At 70.3% G+C, this 20,288-nt stretch carries 18 protein-coding genes; 8 read left to right on the forward strand and 10 right to left on the reverse strand.

Going from position 1 to position 20,288, the window contains the following annotated elements; genetic code table 11:
- Window positions 1-3: 3 nt before the first annotated feature.
- From ABZ801_RS34950 to ABZ801_RS34980, 7 genes are all read right to left on the reverse strand, one after another.
- Window positions 4-759: an ABC transporter permease gene (locus tag ABZ801_RS34950; RefSeq protein ID WP_344941024.1), complete on the reverse strand. Its 756-nt coding sequence runs from the start codon at window positions 757-759 to the stop codon at window positions 4-6.
- A 239-nt stretch (window positions 760-998) separates the two neighbouring features.
- Complete coding sequence (locus tag ABZ801_RS34955) at window positions 999-1,529, reverse strand: hypothetical protein (RefSeq protein ID WP_360706374.1); 531 nt, start codon at window positions 1,527-1,529, stop codon at window positions 999-1,001.
- 121 nt (window positions 1,530-1,650) lie between these two features.
- Complete coding sequence (locus tag ABZ801_RS34960; RefSeq protein WP_360706376.1) at window positions 1,651-4,026, reverse strand: fibronectin type III domain-containing protein; 2,376 nt, start codon at window positions 4,024-4,026, stop codon at window positions 1,651-1,653.
- A 95-nt stretch (window positions 4,027-4,121) separates the two neighbouring features.
- Window positions 4,122-5,336, reverse strand: a complete 1,215-nt coding sequence (locus ABZ801_RS34965; protein ID WP_360706379.1) for a DUF6801 domain-containing protein — start codon at window positions 5,334-5,336, stop codon at window positions 4,122-4,124.
- A gap of 342 nt (window positions 5,337-5,678) precedes the next feature.
- The gene (locus ABZ801_RS34970; RefSeq protein ID WP_360706381.1) at window positions 5,679-6,110 is read right to left on the reverse strand and encodes a hypothetical protein; all 432 of its coding nucleotides are present in this window, start codon (window positions 6,108-6,110) and stop codon (window positions 5,679-5,681) included.
- Window positions 6,111-6,183: 73 nt separating this feature from the next.
- Complete coding sequence (locus ABZ801_RS34975; protein WP_360706384.1) at window positions 6,184-8,019, reverse strand: fibronectin type III domain-containing protein; 1,836 nt, start codon at window positions 8,017-8,019, stop codon at window positions 6,184-6,186.
- A 58-nt stretch (window positions 8,020-8,077) separates the two neighbouring features.
- The gene (locus ABZ801_RS34980) at window positions 8,078-9,037 is read right to left on the reverse strand and encodes an alpha/beta hydrolase (RefSeq protein WP_360706387.1); all 960 of its coding nucleotides are present in this window, start codon (window positions 9,035-9,037) and stop codon (window positions 8,078-8,080) included.
- Window positions 9,038-9,563: 526 nt separating this feature from the next.
- Here ABZ801_RS34980 and ABZ801_RS34985 point away from each other — a divergent pair.
- Entirely contained in the window at window positions 9,564-10,760 is a 1,197-nt protein-coding gene (locus ABZ801_RS34985) for a helix-turn-helix domain-containing protein (protein ID WP_344939159.1), read from the forward strand.
- 251 nt (window positions 10,761-11,011) lie between these two features.
- Here the strand turns inward: ABZ801_RS34985 and ABZ801_RS34990 are convergent, their stop codons facing one another.
- Entirely contained in the window at window positions 11,012-11,647 is a 636-nt protein-coding gene (locus ABZ801_RS34990; protein WP_360706391.1) for a hypothetical protein, read from the reverse strand.
- A 28-nt stretch (window positions 11,648-11,675) separates the two neighbouring features.
- On the opposite strand from ABZ801_RS34990, the gene ABZ801_RS34995 reads away from it, so the two are divergent.
- From ABZ801_RS34995 to ABZ801_RS35010, 4 genes are all read left to right on the forward strand, one after another.
- Window positions 11,676-12,014 (forward strand): hypothetical protein, encoded by a 339-nt coding sequence (locus ABZ801_RS34995; RefSeq protein ID WP_360706394.1) that lies wholly within the window; start codon window positions 11,676-11,678, stop codon window positions 12,012-12,014.
- Between the two features lie 303 nt (window positions 12,015-12,317).
- Window positions 12,318-13,478 carry a helix-turn-helix domain-containing protein gene (locus ABZ801_RS35000; protein ID WP_360706396.1) on the forward strand — a complete coding sequence of 387 codons (1,161 nt, stop codon included), beginning with the start codon at window positions 12,318-12,320 and terminating at the stop codon, window positions 13,476-13,478.
- Window positions 13,475-14,275 carry a TetR/AcrR family transcriptional regulator gene (locus ABZ801_RS35005; RefSeq protein ID WP_360706399.1) on the forward strand — a complete coding sequence of 267 codons (801 nt, stop codon included), beginning with the start codon at window positions 13,475-13,477 and terminating at the stop codon, window positions 14,273-14,275. Before ABZ801_RS35000 ends, ABZ801_RS35005 begins: the two co-directional genes overlap by 4 nt.
- Window positions 14,276-14,452: 177 nt before the next feature.
- Entirely contained in the window at window positions 14,453-15,010 is a 558-nt protein-coding gene (locus ABZ801_RS35010; protein ID WP_360706402.1) for an SCP2 sterol-binding domain-containing protein, read from the forward strand.
- Between the two features lie 166 nt (window positions 15,011-15,176).
- On the opposite strand, the gene ABZ801_RS35015 is transcribed toward ABZ801_RS35010, so the two are convergent.
- Window positions 15,177-15,407 (reverse strand): hypothetical protein, encoded by a 231-nt coding sequence (locus ABZ801_RS35015; RefSeq protein WP_344939178.1) that lies wholly within the window; start codon window positions 15,405-15,407, stop codon window positions 15,177-15,179.
- 264 nt (window positions 15,408-15,671) lie between these two features.
- The gene (locus ABZ801_RS35020; RefSeq protein ID WP_360706406.1) at window positions 15,672-16,508 is read right to left on the reverse strand and encodes a MerR family transcriptional regulator; all 837 of its coding nucleotides are present in this window, start codon (window positions 16,506-16,508) and stop codon (window positions 15,672-15,674) included.
- 715 nt (window positions 16,509-17,223) lie between these two features.
- Between ABZ801_RS35020 and ABZ801_RS35025 the strand changes: the two genes are divergently transcribed.
- From ABZ801_RS35025 to ABZ801_RS35035, 3 genes are all read left to right on the forward strand, one after another.
- Complete coding sequence (locus ABZ801_RS35025) at window positions 17,224-17,709, forward strand: MarR family transcriptional regulator (protein ID WP_360706409.1); 486 nt, start codon at window positions 17,224-17,226, stop codon at window positions 17,707-17,709.
- A gap of 97 nt (window positions 17,710-17,806) precedes the next feature.
- Window positions 17,807-18,898: an FAD-dependent oxidoreductase gene (locus ABZ801_RS35030; protein ID WP_360706412.1), complete on the forward strand. Its 1,092-nt coding sequence runs from the start codon at window positions 17,807-17,809 to the stop codon at window positions 18,896-18,898.
- Between the two features lie 298 nt (window positions 18,899-19,196).
- The gene (locus ABZ801_RS35035; protein WP_360706415.1) at window positions 19,197-20,111 is read left to right on the forward strand and encodes an LLM class flavin-dependent oxidoreductase; all 915 of its coding nucleotides are present in this window, start codon (window positions 19,197-19,199) and stop codon (window positions 20,109-20,111) included.
- Window positions 20,112-20,288: the final 177 nt, after the last annotated feature.

Consider the following 20,288-nt stretch of genomic DNA (forward strand, 5'->3'; position numbering starts at 1 on the left):
CGGTCATCCTCCCTTCGGCGGGACGGCCTGGAGGTAGATCGCGGTGAGGATCATGTTGACGACGAACAGCACCAGGAAGGCGAACACGACCGACTGGTTCACCGCGTCCCCCACGCCCTTGGGTCCCTTGCCGGGGTTCAGGCCGAGGTAGGACGCGACGATCCCGGCGATGAACCCGAAGACGAGCGCCTTGACCTGCCCGATGTAGAGGTCGGGGAGCTGCGCCAGGCCCGAGAAGCTCGCCAGGTAGGCGCCCGGCGTGCCGTCCTGCATGAAGACGTTGAAGAAGTAGCCCGCGCTGACACCGACGACCGACACCAGCCCGTTCAGCATGAACGCCACGCCCATGCAGGCCACCACGCGCGGCACGACGAGCCGTTCGATCGGCGAGACGCCGAGCACCATCATCGCGTCGATCTCCTCCCGGATCGTCCGCGAGCCCATGTCGGCGCACATCGCCGACCCGGCCACGCCCGACACCAGCAGCGCCACCACCATCGGGCTGGCCTGCTGGATGATCACCAGCACGCTGGCGGCCCCGGTGAACGACTCCGCGCCCATCTGCTGGATCAGCGAGCCGACCTGCAGCGAGGTCACCGCCCCGAACGGGATCGACACCAGCGACGCGGGCAGGATCGTCACGCCGGCGATGAACCAGAACTGCTCGACGAACTCGCGGAACTCGAAGCGATGCGGCCGCCGGACCAGCAGCCCCAGCACCGTCGCGGCGAGCTGGAACACCTGCCCGACCGTCCGCATCGCGTTCACCGAGAACGCGAACACCACGCCGATCACGGCCGTTTCCTCGCATCATGTGAAAGCTGAACCGGGACGCTCTTCACCGTCTCCTCGCCCGCCGGGAATTCATCGGAACAGGACTTCGGAAAGCGGATCGAAATGAGTTGCTTCACGATAGTCATGGCGCCCGCCACCGGACTAGTTCCCGTCGCACAAAAACACGGTGGAAACACGACGCGACTGTCAGCCGGGTGACAACCTCACGTCCCCACGCCCTGGCACTGCGGGGCCTTCCGAAAGGCCTCGTCCAGTTCCGTGTTGGCGCGCAGGTCCTTGACGGGCCCCTGGTACGAGGCGAAGGCGCCCATCCGCGCCTGGTAGGAACGCAGCGCCTTGGCCAGCGAGTTCATGTCGGTCACCTGGGCCCTGCGCAGATCGGCGGAGACGTGCCCCAGCTCCAGCCGGACCTTGGCGAGGTTGGTCACCGTGGCCCGGTAGGTCGCCTTCCCGCCGGCGACCGGCGGCGCTCCCGCGGCGTCGAGATCGGCCGCCTGGGCCTGAAGCTGCCCGCCCATGTCCCCGAGGAACGTCAGAATCGCCGCCCTGGACTTCCGGGCGTCCCGCTGGTCGACGGTCGGCAGCGAAATTCGTTTCGCGTTCCTCTTGACCCCGTCGCAGACGCGCGCAGCCCAGACGGTCTTGGCGTCATTTTTCTCGTCCCCACCGCATCCGGCAGGCGACACGACCAACGCACACCCCAAGGCGACCCCGCCGAGCACGCGTGGCACCATGTCATTCTCCTCATATATTCCCGGACTTTTGTCATTTGCCGAGCAACGGAGGTGCCCCCGCCGCCGGGGATTCCGCGGCGGCGGGGGCTTGCCTCCCCTGGTTACGCCATGCCGTGCGGTGTCACTTCGCCGGCGTCGCCCTGAGCGTGACGGTGTTGCCCGGCCCGGCCACGAAGGCACTCAGCAGCGGCGTGAGGACGCCGCAGCCCTGGAGAGCGGGCAGGGTATAGGTGCCGGTGAGCGTGCCGCCGCCCGCCACGGTGAAGTCGGTGGACCTCAACGGGATGGTGGCCGCCGAACCCGTCTGGCACGTGCTGCCGCCGCCGATCTGGATGCCGAACAGCTTGACCGACGACACCTTGACGACCGTCTTGGTCGTGGTGGACAGCGTGCCGCCCGACAGCGTGCCGGTCGTCCGCCCCTGGGGCGCGAACGCGATGTCGGCGGTCACCGGTAGGAACCCGAGAATCGAGAACGCCCCCGTGGCCGGCTTGAGCTTCAGGTCCGCACTGACGTTGCCGCCCGCGTCGACCGTCCCGCTGACCGACCCCGCCAACGCCACCTTGCCGTTGGCGGCCTTGAGGCTGGAGCTCCCCGACAACTCGAACGCCCCACTCGTCGGCGGCGTCGTACTCCCCGGACCCGTCTTGCCCGACACCGGAGACGACTGCTCCGACTTGTTACCGGCCTTGTCGTAGGCCACCACGCCGTACTTGTACTCGGTCTCGGCCTGGAGACCGGAATCGGTGTAGGAGGTTCCGTCCTTCACGTCGGCCACCTGCTGCCCATCACGGAACACCAGATAGCCCCCCACACCGGACGCGCCAGCATCAGGCTTGTCAGTCGAAGCGTCCCACGACACCGTCAACGACGACGACGCAGGCACACCGGCCTCCACCTTCACATTGCCCGGGACCGTGGGCGCCTGGGTGTCGGGCGCGGGCTCACCCGAACCCGTCTTGCCCGACACCGGAGACGACTGCTCCGACTTGTTACCGGCCTTGTCGTAGGCCACCACGCCGTACTTGTACTCGGTCTCGGCCTGGAGACCGGAATCGGTGTAGGAGGTTCCGTCCTTCACGTCGGCCACCTGCTGCCCATCACGGAACACCAGATAGCCCCCCACACCGGACGCGCCAGCATCAGGCTTGTCAGTCGAAGCGTCCCACGACACCGTCAACGACGACGACGCAGGCACACCGGCCTCCACCTTCACATTGCCCGGGATCGTGGGCGCCTGGGTGTCGGGGGCGGGGCCGCCACCGTCGGTGATCTCGAAGTCGATCTTGCTGATCTGGTCGGCAGGGTCCTTGACGCAGGGTGCCTTGACGTTGCCGAGCTGGGTCGGGGTGCCGTCGGCCTGGACCGGGGTCGTCTCCAGGTCGATGTTGCCGATGCTCATGGAGGCGGATCCGGCCTTGGTGAACACCAGGGCGGGCGCCTGACCGGTGGCGTTGATCGTCATCGGCGGGGACGGGTAGTCCTGGGGGATGTCGGTGTCCGGCACGGGCAGCGCGACGGTGGCCTTCACCGGACTGGCGTACTGCGGGACGGTCATGTCGGCGCGCGCGTATGCGGTGGTCTTGGTCAGCTTGACGGCCGAGACCTGGGTGAGCGCGTCGACCGCGTTGGCCCCCAGCACGTTGGTGGAGACGATCTTGATGCGCGGTGCGTAGTCGTTGACCTTCACCTTGTCCGGGAAGTCGACCTCGGCCCGGACCTTGAGGATCCCCTTCTCGTCGGAGGGGCCGAGGATCGGGAAGTCACAGGTGTAGGTGAGGTCGTACTTGTGGACGTTCGGCTGGTAGGTCGGCCGCCCGTACTCGACCGGCGGCTGCGCCGCCTGGAGGGTGGTGGGGGCGGGTTTGGGCGGTTGCGGGGTGGTGCCGTCGTCCACGTAGAACTGGACGAGCGAGTTCTTCTGCCCCGGTTTCTGGTAGCACTTGACGTTCAGCTGGCCGAGTGAGGTCTGCTGGCCGGAGGCGTCCAGCGGGGTCACCCGCAGCGTGAGGTTTCCGACGTTGATCTCGCCCCAGCCCGCTTTGGTGAACGACAGCGAGGGCGAGGTGCCCTTGGTGTTGATGGTGAAGTCGCCGGACGTGGGGATGTCCACCGTGGGCGGGTCGAAGCCGACCCGCGGGGCGATGTTGGGGGCGGGGAATCCCGGCTGGGTGACGACGGCCTCGGCGGTGGCGAAGCCCGTCAGCTTGGCCGCGTTGATGGTCCGCAGGCCCTCGACGGTCGCCGCGGGAATGGTGGCCTTGGCCGTGATCGGCAGGCCCTTGATCTCCTCGTTGACCTTGGGGTTGTCGGGGATGTTGTCCACGGTCATCTGGACGCGGACGTCCTGGAGACCGAGGAGTGGGTAGTCGCACCGGTAGTCGAGGGAAAGCGTCCCCGACGCCGCGTGCGCGACCGGAACGCCGTACAGCGTCGATCCGGCCACGAGGGCGCCGGCCAAGGCCAGGGGCAGCCCGGCCTTTCTTGTTCGTCTCACCTGTCTGCCTTTCGAGTGAGGGGGTGCGGTGACGGGCCGGGCCTCGCCGGTTGTGCGGCTGGGCCTGGTCCGCTCACCATGCCTCCAGGTCGGGGTCAGGACCGCGGCGTCAGGTTCAGGTCGATCGTGTTGCCGCTGCCCGCCGCGAAAAGGCTGATGATGCCTTCGAGCGGTCCGCAGTCCTTGATCGAGGCGATGCTGTAGTCCTTGGTGGACAGGGCGCCGCCCTTCTTCGGGTTGAAGAAGGCGCCGGTCTTGGAGCCGAGCGCGACGGTCGAGGGCTGGGTGGTCTTGCAGTTGTCGCCGCCGCCGATCGGGATGACGCCGAACGCCTGGAAGTTCGGCATCTTGATGTTCATGGTGGACCTGGTGGCGATCTCGCCGCCCGTGTACGTCCCGACCGTCTGGCCGACCTGCTCGAAGTCGACCGTGGCGGTGACGGGCAGGAAGCCGAGGATGTTCATCTGGCCGGAGGTCTTCTTCAGCAGGAGGTCACCGGTGATCGCCCCGGTCCTGCCGTCCACCCGGACCTTGATGTCGCCGTCGAGCGGGACGGTGCCGTTGGCGTTCTTGATGAACGACGAGCCCTTGAGACCGAAGGCGTAGTTCAGGGTGCCGGGGTCCGCGGTGGCCGGGGTCTTCTCCGGGTACCAGGCGGGCGGGTTCTGCGCGGGCGGGTAGGTGACCGGGTCGTTGGTCACGTCGAACTCGGTGACGGTGTTGTTCTGGCCGGGCGTCAGCGTGCAGGGGGCGTCGAAGGTGCCGAGCGCGCTGGAGCCGCCGTCGGACTTCAGGACGGTGACCTTCAGCGCGAGGTCCCCGAGGGTGACCTTGCCGTGTCCGGGGGCGGTGAACTGGGGGCCGGTGGCCTCGCCGTAGCCGGGGATGGTGAAGCCGCCCTCGCCGGGGATTTCGGTGTTCTTGAGCTGGTTGCGGACGTTGACGTCGAGCCCGTTGGGGAAGTCGGGGGCCTCCACGCGGGCCTTGGCGGTGGCCAGGCCGCCGATCTTCACGCCGTCGACCGCCTGGAGTCCCTCGGTGGTGTCGGCGCCGAGGTCGGCGTCCCAGAAGATCTGGATCTTCGGGATGGCGGTGCCGGCCTGGATCTTCTTGGGGATGTCGGTCCTGACGTGCAGGTCGAGGGACCGCTTGCCGATGAGCGGGTAGGTGCACTCGTATTTCAGGTCGAGCGTGACGGGGTCCGCCGAGGCGGTGCCGGCGCCGGCGACGCCGCCGAGGCCGACGCCGAGGGCCGCCGCCAGTCCCGTCGCCAGCCCTTTCCGCAGTCCTGGGGACTTCTTGTTCTTCACTCGTTACCTCTCCGATGACAGCGCCGAGGAATCCTCAGCGATAACTGGACCCCCGATGCCGGTTTCCTCCGCCGGAATCGACCGGGCCGGACGTTTGTTCTTGGGATCTGCCGCCCTTCCAGCGGGGTTACCTGGGCGTAACGTACTCGTGTCGCCGGATCGTCGTCATCGGCCATCAGTGACAAATGTCACGCGCTTTCACTCACTGCCGGCAAACATGATGGGGGTCACTGGAACGCGCCAGTCCGCGTTCCAGTGACCCCCATCGAGAATGCTCACTGACGCTTGGGTCGTGACAGTTTCATACTGTCCTTTGTCAGCGGCCGACGAGGCGACCGGACGTCACTTCGTGCAGGACCGCACCGCGGCGCCCATCGCGGGGTCCTTGACATCGGGGACGAACACCTGACCCGCGGGAGGCACCGCTACGCCGTGCCTCTTCACGCAGGCTCTCAGTTCGTCCAGCGTCTTCTGGACGGCGGGGTTCGCCTGCCCGATCACAGCCAGGCCGCACTTTTGGACGGCGCGTTGCCGGGCCTCGCTCAGCTTCTCGGTCGCGGTCGGTATCCCCTGGATCCCCGCCTTCTTCAGGCAGGATTCGAGTTCGCCCCGGACCTTGGATTCGGCCGGTGACCCGGCGGGCGGCGATACAGAATTCGAGGAGCCGCCGGCCACGCCGGGGGACGCCGCGGTGGCGGCCTCGTCTCCCCCACCGGAACAGGCGGCGGAACCGAACAGGAGACCGGCGATCGCGATGACACCGGCCGTTCTCATCGGAGCTTTCATTTGATGACCTCTCCCGAAACTCGGGAAACAGGGGTGGGTGTGATTCCTGGGGCGGGCATGTTCAGCGCGCGGTGGCGGGATCGACCGGTGGGCACGTGGCCTGCGACACCTGGCAGACGGGCCCCTGGACGACCCTCACGGCGTTGCCTCCGCCGGAGATCGAGGCGTTCAGCAACCGGTCGAGGTTCTCCTTCGCCCCGCAGCCGGAGAAGGGCGGGATGGTCATCGTCCCGCTGAGCGGCCCGCCGTCCTTGACGCTCTTGTACCACCGGGTGCTGTCGAGGGTGATCGTCATGGGCCGGGCGGAGACGCACCTGCGCCCGAGGTCGAGCGGGGCGCCGTTCACCGTCGCGTCCAGCAGCCGCACCGCCATCCGCACGGTCGCCCGCGCCTTGAACCCGCTGCCCGTGTCCTCGCCCTCCAGCGTGCCCGGCTCCAGCTGGTTCAGTTCCATGGTCGCCGTGGTCGGCATGAACCCGAACGTCAGCATCGTCGTGCGCGTACGCAACGGCCCGACGAACAGGAACCTGGCCTTGGCCCTAGTGGCGGTCGCGTAGTAGGCGACGTTGGTGAGGACGGGGCTCGGCGTGGCGGGGTTCAGCACCACCGCGCTGTTCAGCTTGGCGACGTTGGCATATCCGGCCATGTAGGCGCAGGCCTCGATCCAGTCCTCGTCTCCCTTGAGCGCGCCGCACTCGGACGGCGGGCCTTTGGGCATCGTCACGCTGAGCGGCGGGCTCGGCGGCGACAGGTTGCCGGCCGCGTCCCGGGCCCTGACCGTGAACGTGTAGGTGCGTTCGGGCGTCAGCCGGCTCACCCAGCCGAACGGGGCGTCCGTCTCGGCGGCGGACCGGCCGTCGGCGTAGATTCGGTAGCCGGTGACCGCGACGTTGTCGGTCGACTCGGGCCAGGACATCACCACGGTGTCCTTGGCCAGCCCGGTCACGGCCGGCTTGCCCGGCGCGGTGGGCGGCGTGGTGTCGGGGGCGTCCGGGTCCGTCGTCACCTGGATCGGGTCGGCGCCGTCGGACACGTTGCCGGTGAGGTCGCGGGCCTTGACGGTGAACGTGTAGGGCGTGGCCGGGGACAGCCCGGTCAGCGTGGCGGTGGGGTCGGGGCCGGTGCTCTGCCACACGATCCGGCCATCGGCGTAGACGTCGTAGCCGGAGACCCAGAAGTCGTCGGACGACCGGCCCCACGACAGCGAGACGCTCGTCGGCGACTTGGCGGTGGCCTTCACGTCGCGGGGCCGGGACGGCGCCCGCGTGTCCGCCTCGTCGGTGATCCGGGTCCGGGCGAGCACGTTGTCCTGGCCGGGCCGCTGCGTGCACGGCACGGCGACGGTCGGTCCGAGCGTCGTCGGGGTGCCGTCGGCCTTCTTCGGCTGGATCGTCAGGTCGAGGTCGTGGATCTCGATGCGTCCCTGGCCGGCCCGCTTGGTCTCCAGCGACGGCACCCGCACCGAGGTGCGCAGGTCGAAGGCGCCCACCGGCGGAATCCTGGTCAGCGGCACGCCGAATCTCGGTTTGGCGCCGAGATCGCCGTCGGGTCGTCCCAGCACCGCCTGGACGCTGCCGACCCCCTGGATCGTCGCGGCGCGCACGGCGAGCAGGCCGTCGGTGGTCTCCGCGTTCACCGTCGCGACGGTCCTGACCTCAACCGGGGGGACGCCCTGCCGCTCCATTTTCGTCGAAACCCGCGCGGGATAGTCGACGGTGACGAGCACGTCCAGTTCCTTCGTCCCGATCTGCGGGTATCTGCAGTCGTACTTCAACGCCAGCGTCGACGGTTCGGCGACGGCGAACCGCGATCCGGTCACGACGATGAGGCCGACGACGACCGCCACCGTCGCGACCAGGGCGAGCACCGCCCTACCGACTGTGGGCTGGAGGTTCATCCCCGACTCCCTACCGCTGCGCCGCGTTGTCAGGCGGACGTTTCGACGTCATGTCCGGTCAGGCGACCACGCCCAACGGGTGGGACGAGGTCCGCGCGCGCACGAAGGAACCGATCTCCTCGATGGCCTGGCGACCTTCGGGGACGGCCCCGGCGAACGCGGGGAAGACGTGGACCTGCTCCTCCCAGATCTGGAGGAGATGCGGGACGCCCGCCTCGGCGAGCCGTCCGGCCATCAGCTCGGCGTCCCAGCGCAGCGCCTCACGCGACCCGGCCAGCATGAACACGGGCGGGAGACCGCGCAGGTCGCGGTCGCAGGGGGACACGACAGCGTCCGGCTCCATGCCGGCGAGCAGCAGGCGCTTCAACGCGCCGAGCCGATGCGCCGGGATGTAGGCGTCGCGCCGCGTGTACTCGTACGACGCCCGCACCTCGTGGTCGAGGTCGGTCAGCGGAGACAGGCCGACGATGCCCGCCGGGACCGGCAGGCCCGCGTCCCGCGCCGCGATCACCGTGGTGAACGCCAGATACGCGCCCGCCGAATCGCCCGCGATGACGAGCCGCTCCGGGTCGCATCCCTGGTCGAGGATCCAGCGGTAGGCGGCCAGGGCGTCCGCCATCGACATGGCCAGCGGCGCTGTGGGGAGCTGCCGGTAGGCGACCGAGAACGCGACGGCGTCCGACCGTTCGGCGATGCGCGCGACCAGGCCGCGGTGCGTGCGCAGTCCGCAGCAGAAGAATCCGCCGCCGTGCAGATATAGGATCACGCGGGCGCCGGAGCCCCCGGCGGGGCGGACCCACTCGCCGTGGAAGTCACCGAGCCGGACCCGTCCGATCTCCGTCCCGCGCGGCGGCCGCATGACCATCGGCGCGCCGAGGTCCAGGAGCATGGCCAGCCGCAGCATCGAGGGCCGCATCGGGCCGTAGGCGAACATCGGCCGGACGGCGGTCCTCATGAACAGGGCGAACCGGCGCGCCTCCCGGCTGACGCCGGGCCGGAAATCGATGACTGGCTCCATCCGTGACCTCCAAGCTGGACGCGACCGCTTCGTGATGAGAGCACGATGCGCCCCCGGTGCGGCACCCTTCACCGGAAAATGGCGCACATTCGGCGCAAGAAACCGCCTTGTTGATCAAACCATGAGTACACGCCGACGCAAGATTGCAGCCGTGCCGGCCAGGCGAATACAGGCGGCCGACGTTGACAGCGGTGACAATCCGGGCGGTCGGCACCGCGCGGATTTGTCGGCCGGTGAGCATCGGCGGGAAATGCATGCGTCCGGGGCATCGGCCGTCGTGTGCAGCGGTGAGTCCTCGGGGGTGCGGTTTTGGCCGTCCAGGAGTATGGAACCGGCCCGGCGTGACCTAACTTCGGAGTGTCCGGGCCACGGCGGGAGGACGCGAAGGGGTCCCCCGCTCGTCGCGTCCCACCTCCACGTCGGGGCCTCGTGATACCGGCGGCGCATCGGCCCGGTCCCGCTCCCGGACGACCCCCCGGGACGTGACCAGTGCGGCCGGACGCCGACGGTGACGGAGGTGTGTCCGATGACGCAGACGCTCGACCATGGCGCGCTGGACGATGCGGCGCTCCCGGCCCGGCTCGTCTCTCTCATGCGGCCGGAGCTGCCCGGCCTCACAGAGGAGATCATCACAGGGCTCCGCCGGAACATCCCCGAGTACGCGCGCACGCTCGACGGGGCCCACGCCCAAGTCCTGCGGGCCCACGTGGAGACGCATGTGGCGGCGTTCGTCGACCTGATCGCCGACCCGTCCACCGTGCCCGAGGCGCACGACGAGGCCGCGCGGCGACTGGGGCGGTTGGAGGCGCACGAGGGGCGGAGCATGGACTGCCTGCAGGCGGCCTTCCGCATCGGCGGGCAGGTCGCCTGGCGCAGGATCATGCGCGAGGTCCCTCGGTACGACCTGCCCGCCCCCGTCATGGCGCGGCTGGCGGACGTGATGTTCGGCTACATCGACCGTCTGGCCGCACTCGCCATGGAGGGCTACGTGCAGGCCACCGAAAGCCCGGCGGCCATGGCGGACAAGCGGCGCCGCGAGCTGCTGCGCCTGGTGCTCGAAGGTCCCTCGGTGCCCGCCTCGGTGATACGCGAGAAGGCGCAGGCCGCGGGCTGGACGGTGCCCGAGGAGGTCGTCCTGGTCGCCGTGCGGCCGCGGGCGCGGTGCGTGCGGGCCGCCCTGGACGGCGATGTGCTGGCCGACGTCGACGGCCCGGCGCCGCATCTGCTGGTGCCGGGGCCGTTCTCCGAGGACCGGCTCGCCATGCTCAGGGCGGCGCTCCCCGACCAGCGGATCGCGGTCGGCCTGCCGGTCGCCCCGCCCCGGGCCGCGGACTCCCTGCGCTGGGCACGGCAGGCGCTGGCGCTGTCCGCTCGCGGCGTCATCGACGACGGCCCGGCCATCCTCTGCGAGAACCACCTGGTCACGCTGTGGCTGCTGGTGGACGTGCCGCTGCTGCACCAGCTCGCCCGGCGGGAGCTCGCGCCGATGGCGGGACTGACGTCGGCCCAGCGCGACCGGCTCACCGAGACCCTCCTGGTGTGGCTGGTCAACCGGGGCACCGCCAGCGAGCTCGGCGACCGGCTGCACATCCACCCGCAGACGGTGCGCTACCGGCTCCGGCAACTCGACCAGCTCTTCGGCGACCGGCTCCGGGACCCCGAGTGCCGGTTCGGCATCGAGGTGGTTCTGCGGGCGATGCGGCTGTGGCCGGCCGACACCTGAAAAACACGCACCCGGTGACAGTTTCGGGCGCACGCCGAAACAAGCACCACCCGCTGGACGACAGATCGGCCGTACCCGTCTTGCCGTCGGTTCGCACGCCATGATGCGATCGGCTCCACACGACTCGTCGATGACAGGATTCGGTGGCGAAAAGTGCGCCTGAGACGTTCGATAAAAGTGGGCGGAGCCTTTCTGTACGTCGGCCTGGGCGCCGCCTCGGTGTTCGCCGTGTCGGTTCCCGGGCTGACAGGTCACGACGCCACGTTCGTCTCAGCGGCCGGCGTCGACGACCCCGTCCCGGACCCGGGCCCCAGTACCACACCGACGCCCTCGGAGTCTCCGACCACCGAACCGACGCCCACCGCCACACCCACACAGACACCGCCCACGGAGACACCGACGGCCACGCCCCCCGCACCGCCGACGAGGTCTCCGGCACCGGAGAAGCCCCCGTCGGGGACGCCACGGCTCTCCATCAACCTGTCGTTGTCGGCCGTGTCGGCCGCTCCGGGTGGGTCGCTGACCGCGACGGTCCGGATCTCGTCGGCGCGGGCGGCCGCGTCGCGCACCGTGGTACGGGTGACCGCCTCGGGCGCGACCGTGTCCCCCCGCTCCCAGAGCCTGGGCACGCTGGAGGGGGCGCGGACCGCCACCGCCCAGGTGCTGATCCCCTCGGACGCTCGGCCCGGGAAGATCACGATCACGGCGGCGGCGACCGCCCGTCGAGCATCCGGCGTCAGCACGAGCCGCACCGTCACGATCACGGCCGAGGCCGCGTCACCGCCGCCGCACTCGGCCGCGCCCGGCACGTTCGGTCCGCCGCCGCCCGGCGGCACGAACTTGCCCGCGCCCGCCGCGAACAGCCCGGAGGTCGCGCTGCCCCCCATCGCGTCCCCGCAGGTCGCCCCCGGGTCCGTGGGCGAACCGCTGACCGGCGCGGCACTGCGCGGCGCCACGACGCCCCAGTGGACCAAGGACGACCTGGTCGCCGCGCACGCGGCCTGGCTGGCCGCGCTGGCGACCACGGGCGGGCTGGTGCTCCTCCGACTGCGGCTGGCCCGGCGCGACGACACGGCGAAGCGCCAGGCCGGCCGCCTCCAGGGCACCCCCGCCTCCCGGACCATCACCGCGCCCCGGACCACCGTCGAGCGGCCCCGTCCCGACGCCCGCTCACCTCATCGCACCGGTGCCCCTGAAAAGAGGCGGCAGCCCATCCCAGCGTCCCCCTCCGCCGCGACCGCTTCCGGCACCTGAAATCCGCGACGGCCCACCCCACCGAAACAGACACCGCGTGACCTGCGGGCTTGTGACTACGCGTCGCAAGAGAGCTGATCACTAACGGAGTACGGCGCCCGAATGAGACATGGTGTCCTGCGCCGCAAATACACGGCGTGGGCGCAGCAGTCACAACATCCCTGGTGAACGGGATTCTGGTGACGAAGTGAGCAGAGTAAGAACACTATTGCTCCGTTACATACAAGCGCCATGCGGGGACCCTGCGCAACGCTGTAGGACAGCTCGTAACACAAGGGGTCGCTTCAAGGGTGGTGGAGACAGGTGCTGCCGAGGTTGGACACCAGGGCGTTCCAGGCCGTCCCGGATCGCGTGGTCCGTCGGCTGAGGGACACCGGGCCGACTCAGGACGCGGTGGGCGGTGGGCTCGCCCACTTCTGTGAGCTGCTGGACGACAGGGGCCACGGCGCCTGGGAGCGGGTGGGCGGCGGATACGTGGAGACCGGCCGCCAGATGGCCATCGCCGGCCTGGGCCTGGAAGAGGTGAACCGGCTGCTGCTGCGGTTGAGCCGGGTCATCTCGCACGCGATCAAGGCGGCCGAGGCGGAGCTCGACCAGGAGATCGTGGGGGCGCTGACCGACGCTCAGTTCGGCTTCCTGGAGGCGGTCTCGGCGGCGCTCATCCAGGGCTACCGGTCGGAGTCGCCGCACGGCACCGCCGAGCGGATCCACCGGCACCGGCACCTGCTCGACCTGCTGCTCGCCGAACGGCCGCCGGACCCCGACACGGTCGCCGCGGCGGCCCGGCAGGTCGGCTGGACGCTGCCGCACACGGTCGCGGCGGTGGCGCTGCACCCGAAGGGCCGGCAGGTGACACCGCCACTGCTGCTACCCGACGAGATGCTGTTCGACCTGGGCGGTTCACGGCCGCGCATGCTCCTGCCCGATCCGGACGGTCCGGGCCGGATACGGCTGCTGGAGCCGCTGCGGCGGGACTGGATCGTCGCGGTCGGCCCGACGGTGCCGGTGCTGGAGGCGGCCGAGTCGATGTCCTGGGCGTCCACCACCCTGGCACTGACACGGCAGGGCGTGATCCCCGACGCGGGGATCGTACGCAGCATCGACCACGTTCCGGCACTGGTCATCCACCGGTCGCGGTCGATCCTGGACTTCGCGGGCAACTCCCGGCTCGCGGCGTTCAACGGGCTGCCCCCGGCGCAGCGCGAACGGCTGGCCGAGACGCTGCTGGCCCTGCTGGAGCACAACTTCAACGCCACCGAGGCGGGGTCGGCGCTGCACGTCCACCCGCAGACGGTCCGCTACCGGCTGCGGCACATCGAACGGCTCCTCGGAGAGGATCTGTGCGATCCGTGCGTCCGCCTGGAACTGCAGCTTCTGCTGCACGCGCAGTTGACCCCGGTCCGGTGCGAGATCTCGCCGGCGGCGGTCACGCCCGGCGCGCCGTCCCCTGGGATCGGCGCGTGAGCGTCGTATCCGCCGCCGAGGGCACGCACACCCGCGTCGCGTACCGGCGGTTGCCCCTCGGCCAGCGCCGCGACGAGATCCTCACCGCGGCGATCGCGACGTTCAGCACGAACCCGGAGGCCTCGATCGCAGACGTGGCGGAGGCGGCCGGGGTCTCGCGGACGTCGCTGTACCGCTATTTCGCCGACCGCCAGGAGCTGCTGCACGCCGCGTTCCGGCGGGCCGGGGACGAGCTGGTCGCGCACGTGGGCGAGGCGGTCGAGGGGCCGCCCTCGCAGATCCTCATGACGCGGCTGCACGGCTTCGTCGACCACGTCGAACGGGTCGGCCCGGCCTTCCTGGGGTTTCTGCAGGCCGGTTCGACGCTGATGTCGGAGGAGATCCGCGAGGTGGCCGAGGACGTGCGCCGCCGCATCGGCGCGATGGTGTACGAAGCGCTGCACGTCACCGAGGTGACCACGGCGTTCGACGTGACCGTCCGCTCCTGGGTCGCGGGAGTGGAGTCGGTCGTCATCGATTGGCTGCGCACGGGCCGGCCGAACCGGACCGAGCTGGAGACCCTGCTCAGCTCCCAGCTGGGCATGATGCTGATCGGCGCCGCGGCCTGGGACCCGGTGGTCGCCGAACGGCTCGAATGGTGGATGTCCGTCGAACCGCACGACGGCGTCTGGGGCCACTTCGCGCGGCGCCTGGGGGACGGTCTCAACCGCAACCTCGTCGCACACTACGCCCGACTCCTGGTCGACCGCCCCCCACACGCCGCCCCGCCTCCGCCCGCTCGGCGCACCGCGCCTTGAACGAGCGTCACCTCGTCGAGCCGCGGCGCCGCTGAGCTCCGTCTCCACTCCACGCGCGCCTCCGAACCCGCCGACCGCATCCGCCTGCCGCTGAGCACGCCTCGACCGGCCTCATGTTCCCATGATTCTATGTTCCATAGATTCATGGTATTGTTGCGCCAACCAAGGAGGAATGCCATGACCGCGGACAATTCAAACGTCTCTCCGACCGCCGCCTCCGACCTTGCCTCCCTCCTCGACCAGCTCAGGGGCGCCGACCTGGCGGCCGCCCTCGACCAGATCGACGGCACCGACCTGCAGCGCCTCGCCCAGGACATCAACACGCCGAACGAACTGCGTCTGCTGCTGGAGGCGTCGGGCGGCGACGACGAACTCATCCAGCGGTTCCTCGCCAAGGCGGGCGCCGACGCCATGCTCGACCGGGTGTTCACGCTCATGCGGACACGGTTCATCACCGACCGGCTCGGCTCCGACAGCGGCACGGTCGAGTGGCACATCACCACCCCCGAAGGCGAGAAGGTCCACCACCTGACCATCGGCGACGGCCGGGCCGAGGGCGGCAGCGGCCCGGCCGACAAGGCCCGCGTCACCCTCACGATGTCCGCGCCCGACCTGCTGCGCCTGTGCGCCGGCACGCTGGAGGCGGTGGCCGCCTTCATGAACGGCAAGATCAAGCTCTCCGGCGACATGATGTTCGGCGCGAGGCTGCCGTCCCTCTTCGACACCAGCAGCTGAGCCCCCGCCCCTACCGCCGAAGTCCCCGGCACCGACAGCGGTGACGGGGACTTCGCTCGTCCCGGTAGACGCACCGGTGCCCATGGACACGCCAAATCGGGCAGCGGGCCACGTTTCCGGGATGGCGAAAAGGAGCGGTCGCGGGGTGTCTGACCTCGGGCGGATATCAGGCGATGCGCGACCGGGCAGCCGCTTCGTTGAGCACGTCACGAACGGCCCGGATCACCTCGTCCTTGCTGTCGCCTTCCATCAGGCGACCTGCGCGCCCGACAGGCGCCAGCGCCCACCAGCGTTGCGTGTGTTCCCCCCACCAGCACACGAGGTCGGGATAGCGGCTGTGCAGATCAGCGGGTTCCTCAGGGGCGGTCTCCCCACCCGGCTGCGTCGTCGGCGTCATGGCTTTCTCCAAAACCGGTAGAGCCGCCGGCTGTACTGATGTGCTGGGGACGGGTTAAGACCGGTCGGCAGAATTCCTACAGCTCGACCAGCCACTCTGCCTCACACGTCGCGCATGTGGATACGCATCAGGGCCAAGATGTCGGGTACCGAACTGGCAGTCTCATATGAATGTCATCCCCGTCCGCTCCATTCATCGGAGCGGAGGTACCGAATGCCGTCCGCCTACCACTTCGACACCACGCAGGCTCGGCGAGGAAACGGGCTACCGGGATCGCGATTCGGGGTCGGGGTCGGAGGCGGGGGACGGGCCTGAGGGCCGGTGGGTGAGCTTCTCGATCTGCCGGTTGAACTCGGCCTGGATCTCGGTGTGCAGCGACCGCGCCAGCAGTCCCTGGACGGAGACCATCCCGAGCGGCCGCAGCTTCTGGATCAGGTCGGCGATCTCCGGGATGTCCTTGCGGGTGCTGTTACGCAGCACGTCGTCCAGTCCGGCGTGCTCGACGGTGAGCCGGACGAAGCGGCGGGCGATGGCGTCGCAGTCGGCGCGCAGTTCGGCGGCTATGTCGAACACCGCGCCCAGCCGGATGCCGACGGCGACCATCTCGGCGCCCACCCGCAGCAGCCGCGGGTCGGGGACCTCGTAGTCCGTGCCCGTCCAGCGGAGCAGGTCCAGCTCCTCGGCGCGCGCCAGCTCCGGGAACTCCTCGCGGGAGCGGCCCGCGAAGTCCTCCGGCGAGGAGCCGGGGTTGCACATGGCCACGACCTCGGCCAGGGTGAGCCGCTCGGGAATCTCGCCCGACCACCGGCCGGTGATCACCTTCTCCAGGCCGAGCAGGTCGGCCAGGTTGTGCCCGCGCTCGTACGCCGTGATCATCTCGGCGATGCTGGCCAGCGTGTAGCCGCGCTCCTTCATCTGGATGATCAGCCGGATCCGTGCCAGGTGCGTGTCGTCGTAGTAGCCGACACGGCCGCGCACCCGCGGCGGCGGGAGCAGCCCCCGTTCCTGGAAGCTGCGCACATGGCGGACCGTGGTTCCGGTGATGCGCGCCAAGTCGTCGATGCGGTAAACGGCCTCGCCCGCGTTGTCCCTCGCCGACATCACCCCTGATGGCCCCCATCGACATCCTGGCCCGGCCCTCTGGATCGCCGGGCGCGGGCCGCTACGCGACACGATCCTATGCCCCATGGCTCCACGGTGAGATCGTCACTCCGCATCCGCACCCGGCGTCCTGCTCGGCACGAGGAGCCTTCGCCGACCGGCAGCACCCGCCCGCGCCCACCGTCAGACCGCTTGGCCGACCGGCGTCCCGTGGAACCGCCGCCACTACAAACCCGGAGACGCCCACGCCGCCGGCGACGACCTCAACCGGCTGCTGTCGGCCGCCAACGCAGCCCTGTACGACATCTGCCACGCCGTCTCCGACGCGCCTGACCTGCCGGAGACGCTCGAGACCGAGGCCGCCTGCGCCGCAACGCCCCGTCCGAGGCATGCATGATCGCCGCCCCCACCGGGCCGCCGACCGTCGCCGACGACTCAGGACAATGCGCGGGCCAAACCGCGCCCCGGCCTGCGTCGCCGCCCCTGCCGGACCTGAGCTGCGGCCAGGGCTCTGTCGCCCTTACCGTGGCGGCCCGTTCGCGCGGGGGGGCGCCGGGCGGCGCAGTTCACCGAAGGCCGCTCACGCGGGTTCGCGGAGCGGCACGCCGTCCCTGGAATCGTCCTCGGCTCGGCCGTCCTGCACGGCCGTCCGCGCACGCCGGCAGGCAGTTCGTCACACGAATTTTCCGAGGTGGCCGGGTGTTACGCTGGCCGAGTGGGCAAGCAGGATGATGATGGCCGGATGGGTATTGCGGCCGCGTTGGTGCGGTCCGCGTTCCTGGTGAATGCGGTGTATGCCGAGTCGGGTCGTGAGCATGGCCTGACCCCGCAGCAGGGACAGCTGTTGTGCGTGCTGATGGCACAGCCGTACGGCATGAGCGAACTGGGCGCGATGCTGGGGCTGGCCAAGTCGAGCCTTACCGGGCTGGTGGACCGTACCGAGCGCAACGGCCTGGTGCGGCGTGAACCGGACCCGCGGGACACGCGTGCGGTGCGGGTGTCGCTGACCGCGCGGGGAAGCAGGCTCGCCGAGGAGTTCTACGCCGAGACGTGCCGGCGGATCGAGAAGCTGCCGGACGGGCTCGGCCCCGCCGAACGTGACACGCTCGCCCGCCTGCTCGGCCGGGTGGTGCTGGACAACGAGGTTCCGGTGGTGTTTCAGGCACCGGACGATGGAGCCGCCGCGGCCCGCGAGCAGTAAGGCGGTGACGCCGCGTCCCACGCGACGGAGTTGACTGTTCGTGCCACGAACTAATATGTTCGTGACACGAACAGTTTTGTCGTAGGGAGCGGTAATCATGAGTCGTACGGTGGCCGTCATCGGCGGAGGTTACGGTGGTTCGGCGGTCGCCAAGGCGCTGGACGCCGAGGCCGACGTCGTTTTGATCGATCCTCGGGACGCGTTCGTCAACGCGGCGGGGGCGCTGCGGGCGCTGGCGCAGCCGGACTGGGCGCCGAACATGTTCTTCCCGTTGGACACGCTGCTGACGCGGGGGACGGTGGTGCGCGACCGCGCGGTCTCGGTGGACCCCGGCGGCGTCACGCTGGCCTCGGGCCGCCGCGTGGAGGCGTCCTACCTGGTTCTGGCATCCGGCTCCAGCTACGCCTACCCGGCCAAGCCCAAGGCCGACTCCGCCGAGGATGCGTTGGACGACCTGCGCCGCACGCACAAGGAACTGGCCGGCGCCGACAGGGTGCTGATCCTCGGCGCCGGGCCGGTCGGCTTGGAGCTGGCCGGGGAGATCAGGGAGGTGTGGCCGCACAAGCGGGTGACCATCGTGGATCCGGCCGAGCGGCTGCTGCCCGCTTACCGGCCGGAGATGCGCCAGGACCTGCACCGCCAGCTCGACGAGCTGGACATCCGGCTGCGGCTGGGCACCGGACTGGCCGCGCCGCCGGCGACCGAGCCGGGCCGGGCCGCGACCTTCACCGTCACCACGACCGGCGGTGAGCAGATCACCGCCGACATCTGGTTCCGCGCCCACGGGGTGCACGTCAACAGCGACTACCTGGCCGACGATCGGCTCACGACCCGCACGCCGCTGGGCCGGGTCCCCGTCACCGAGACCCTCAACGTCCGCGGGTACGACCACGTCTACGCGGTCGGCGACATCACCGACGTCCCCGAGGACAAGAGGGCCGGGTACGCGATGCAGCACGCCGAGGTCGTGGCGCGCAACATCACCGCCCAGCTGCGCGGCGAGCAGCCCACGGCCGTCTACCGGCCCTCTCCGGACCCGATGATCCTGCTCCCGCTCGGACCGGGCCGCGGCGTCGGCCAGCTGCCGACCCCTGACGGACCGGCTGTCGTCCCGGCCGCGACGGTCTCCGAGTACAAGGGCGCCGACCTTTTCACGGGCCGCTTCACCGAATTGTTCGGCACCGCCTGATCGCACCTCCACGTGCCGTACACCCGCCGTGGCCGCGACGGCCTCGGGGGCCCCTGCCGGTGAACGTCGCCGACCAGGACACCCACTCGAACGGGGGCGGGCTGCACGGCACGGCATCGCCGTCCGCGGCACGGCCGAGGCGCACGGCGAGAAGCGAATGCGTCACCGGCCAGATCACCGGCCGGCGTACAGCCGCCGGGGCGCACCGGCGGACCCGCTGACCACCGGCCACCGACGAACAGGTCACAACGTTCGCACGACCCACCAATGAAGTTCACCTCGGATGAAGGGCACAGCATTGTCCGCACAACACGTCGTCTTCGGCTTCGGCGCGCACAGCGGCATCGACCAGGCGCCGGAGCTGCTGCGCATGGCCCAGCAGGCCGACCGTGAGGGGCTCGACATCTTCTCGCTGTCGGACCATCCCTACCTGGGCGGGCGCCTGGACGCCTATGCGTCCATCGGGTTCGTCCTCGGACGCACCGAGCGCATCGCGGGGTTCGCCAACGTCACCAACCTGCCGACCCGGCCGGCTCCTATGCTGGCGCGGACGGTGACGTCGCTGTCGGCGCTGTCGGGGGGCCGCGTCGTGCTCGGCATGGGCGCGGGCGGGTTGTGGGACCGCATCAGCGACATGGGGGTGCCGCGGCTCACGCCGGGCGAGGCGGTGGACGCCTTCGAGGAGGCGATCGTCCTGGTGAAGAAGCTGTCGGGTGGCGGTCCTCCGGTCACCCACCGGGGCCGCCACTACCAGGTGGAGCAGATCGAGCCGGCTCCCGTGGCGGCGCCGCCCGTGTGGACCGGCTCGGTCGGCGCCAAGTCCCTGGCCGCCACCGGCCGGGTGGCCGACGGCTGGATCCCCGGCCACGCGGCGGACTGGCGCAGCGAGCGGTACCGCGAGTCGCGTCCGATCATCGACGAGGCGGCGGCGTCCGTGGGCCGCGATCCTCGGGAGATCCGCACGGTGTTCAACTTCCCCGGACGCATCACCGACCGGCCGCTTGCCGCCACGCGGGACGGCGACGGCCGCTGGGTCGGCGGTTCCGTCGAGCAGTGGGTCGAGGAACTGACCGGGGCGGTGCTGGAGCACGGCGCGTCGGGCTTCATCCTCTTCGCGGCCGACCACTCGACGCCGGACCCGGTGTCTCTCGGCCGCTGGGCCGGGGAGATCGTCCCGGCCGTACGCGAAGCGATCGCGAAGGAGAACGGCTGACCGCACTCCGGGACACCGAGCGGCGTGCCGCCGGGACCACAGCGGCGACGCCGGGTGGCGTGCTATCGCCCCGGGGGCGTGGCACGCCCCGCGGGACCTCGGTCGCCCGGGCGGGGCGCGTCCGGTTCCACTGCGGCTCACCGTGATGAGGGCTCTTGGCGGCTGCGAGGCGTTGCT

This window comes from Actinomadura sp. NPDC047616, assembly GCF_040642915.1.
Classification (GTDB): domain Bacteria; phylum Actinomycetota; class Actinomycetes; order Streptosporangiales; family Streptosporangiaceae; genus Spirillospora; species Spirillospora miaoliensis.

What these genes read in the sequence shown, in the direction of transcription:
- ABZ801_RS34950 (WP_344941024.1), bottom strand. Translation starts at nt 759, where the DNA reads ATGCGGACGGTCGGGCAGGTGTTCCAGCTCGCCGCGACGGTGCTGGGG.
- ABZ801_RS34955 (WP_360706374.1), bottom strand. Translation starts at nt 1,529, where the DNA reads ATGGTGCCACGCGTGCTCGGCGGGGTCGCCTTGGGGTGTGCGTTGGTC.
- ABZ801_RS34970 (WP_360706381.1), bottom strand. Translation starts at nt 6,110, where the DNA reads ATGAGAACGGCCGGTGTCATCGCGATCGCCGGTCTCCTGTTCGGTTCC.
- ABZ801_RS34975 (WP_360706384.1), bottom strand. Translation starts at nt 8,019, where the DNA reads ATGAACCTCCAGCCCACAGTCGGTAGGGCGGTGCTCGCCCTGGTCGCG.
- ABZ801_RS34980 (WP_360706387.1), bottom strand. Translation starts at nt 9,037, where the DNA reads ATGGAGCCAGTCATCGATTTCCGGCCCGGCGTCAGCCGGGAGGCGCGC.
- ABZ801_RS34985 (WP_344939159.1), top strand. Translation starts at nt 9,564, where the DNA reads ATGACGCAGACGCTCGACCATGGCGCGCTGGACGATGCGGCGCTCCCG.
- ABZ801_RS34990 (WP_360706391.1), bottom strand. Translation starts at nt 11,647, where the DNA reads ATGGGGGGCAGCGCGACCTCCGGGCTGTTCGCGGCGGGCGCGGGCAAG.
- ABZ801_RS35010 (WP_360706402.1), top strand. Translation starts at nt 14,453, where the DNA reads ATGACCGCGGACAATTCAAACGTCTCTCCGACCGCCGCCTCCGACCTT.
- ABZ801_RS35015 (WP_344939178.1), bottom strand. Translation starts at nt 15,407, where the DNA reads ATGACGCCGACGACGCAGCCGGGTGGGGAGACCGCCCCTGAGGAACCC.
- ABZ801_RS35020 (WP_360706406.1), bottom strand. Translation starts at nt 16,508, where the DNA reads ATGTCGGCGAGGGACAACGCGGGCGAGGCCGTTTACCGCATCGACGAC.
- ABZ801_RS35030 (WP_360706412.1), top strand. Translation starts at nt 17,807, where the DNA reads ATGAGTCGTACGGTGGCCGTCATCGGCGGAGGTTACGGTGGTTCGGCG.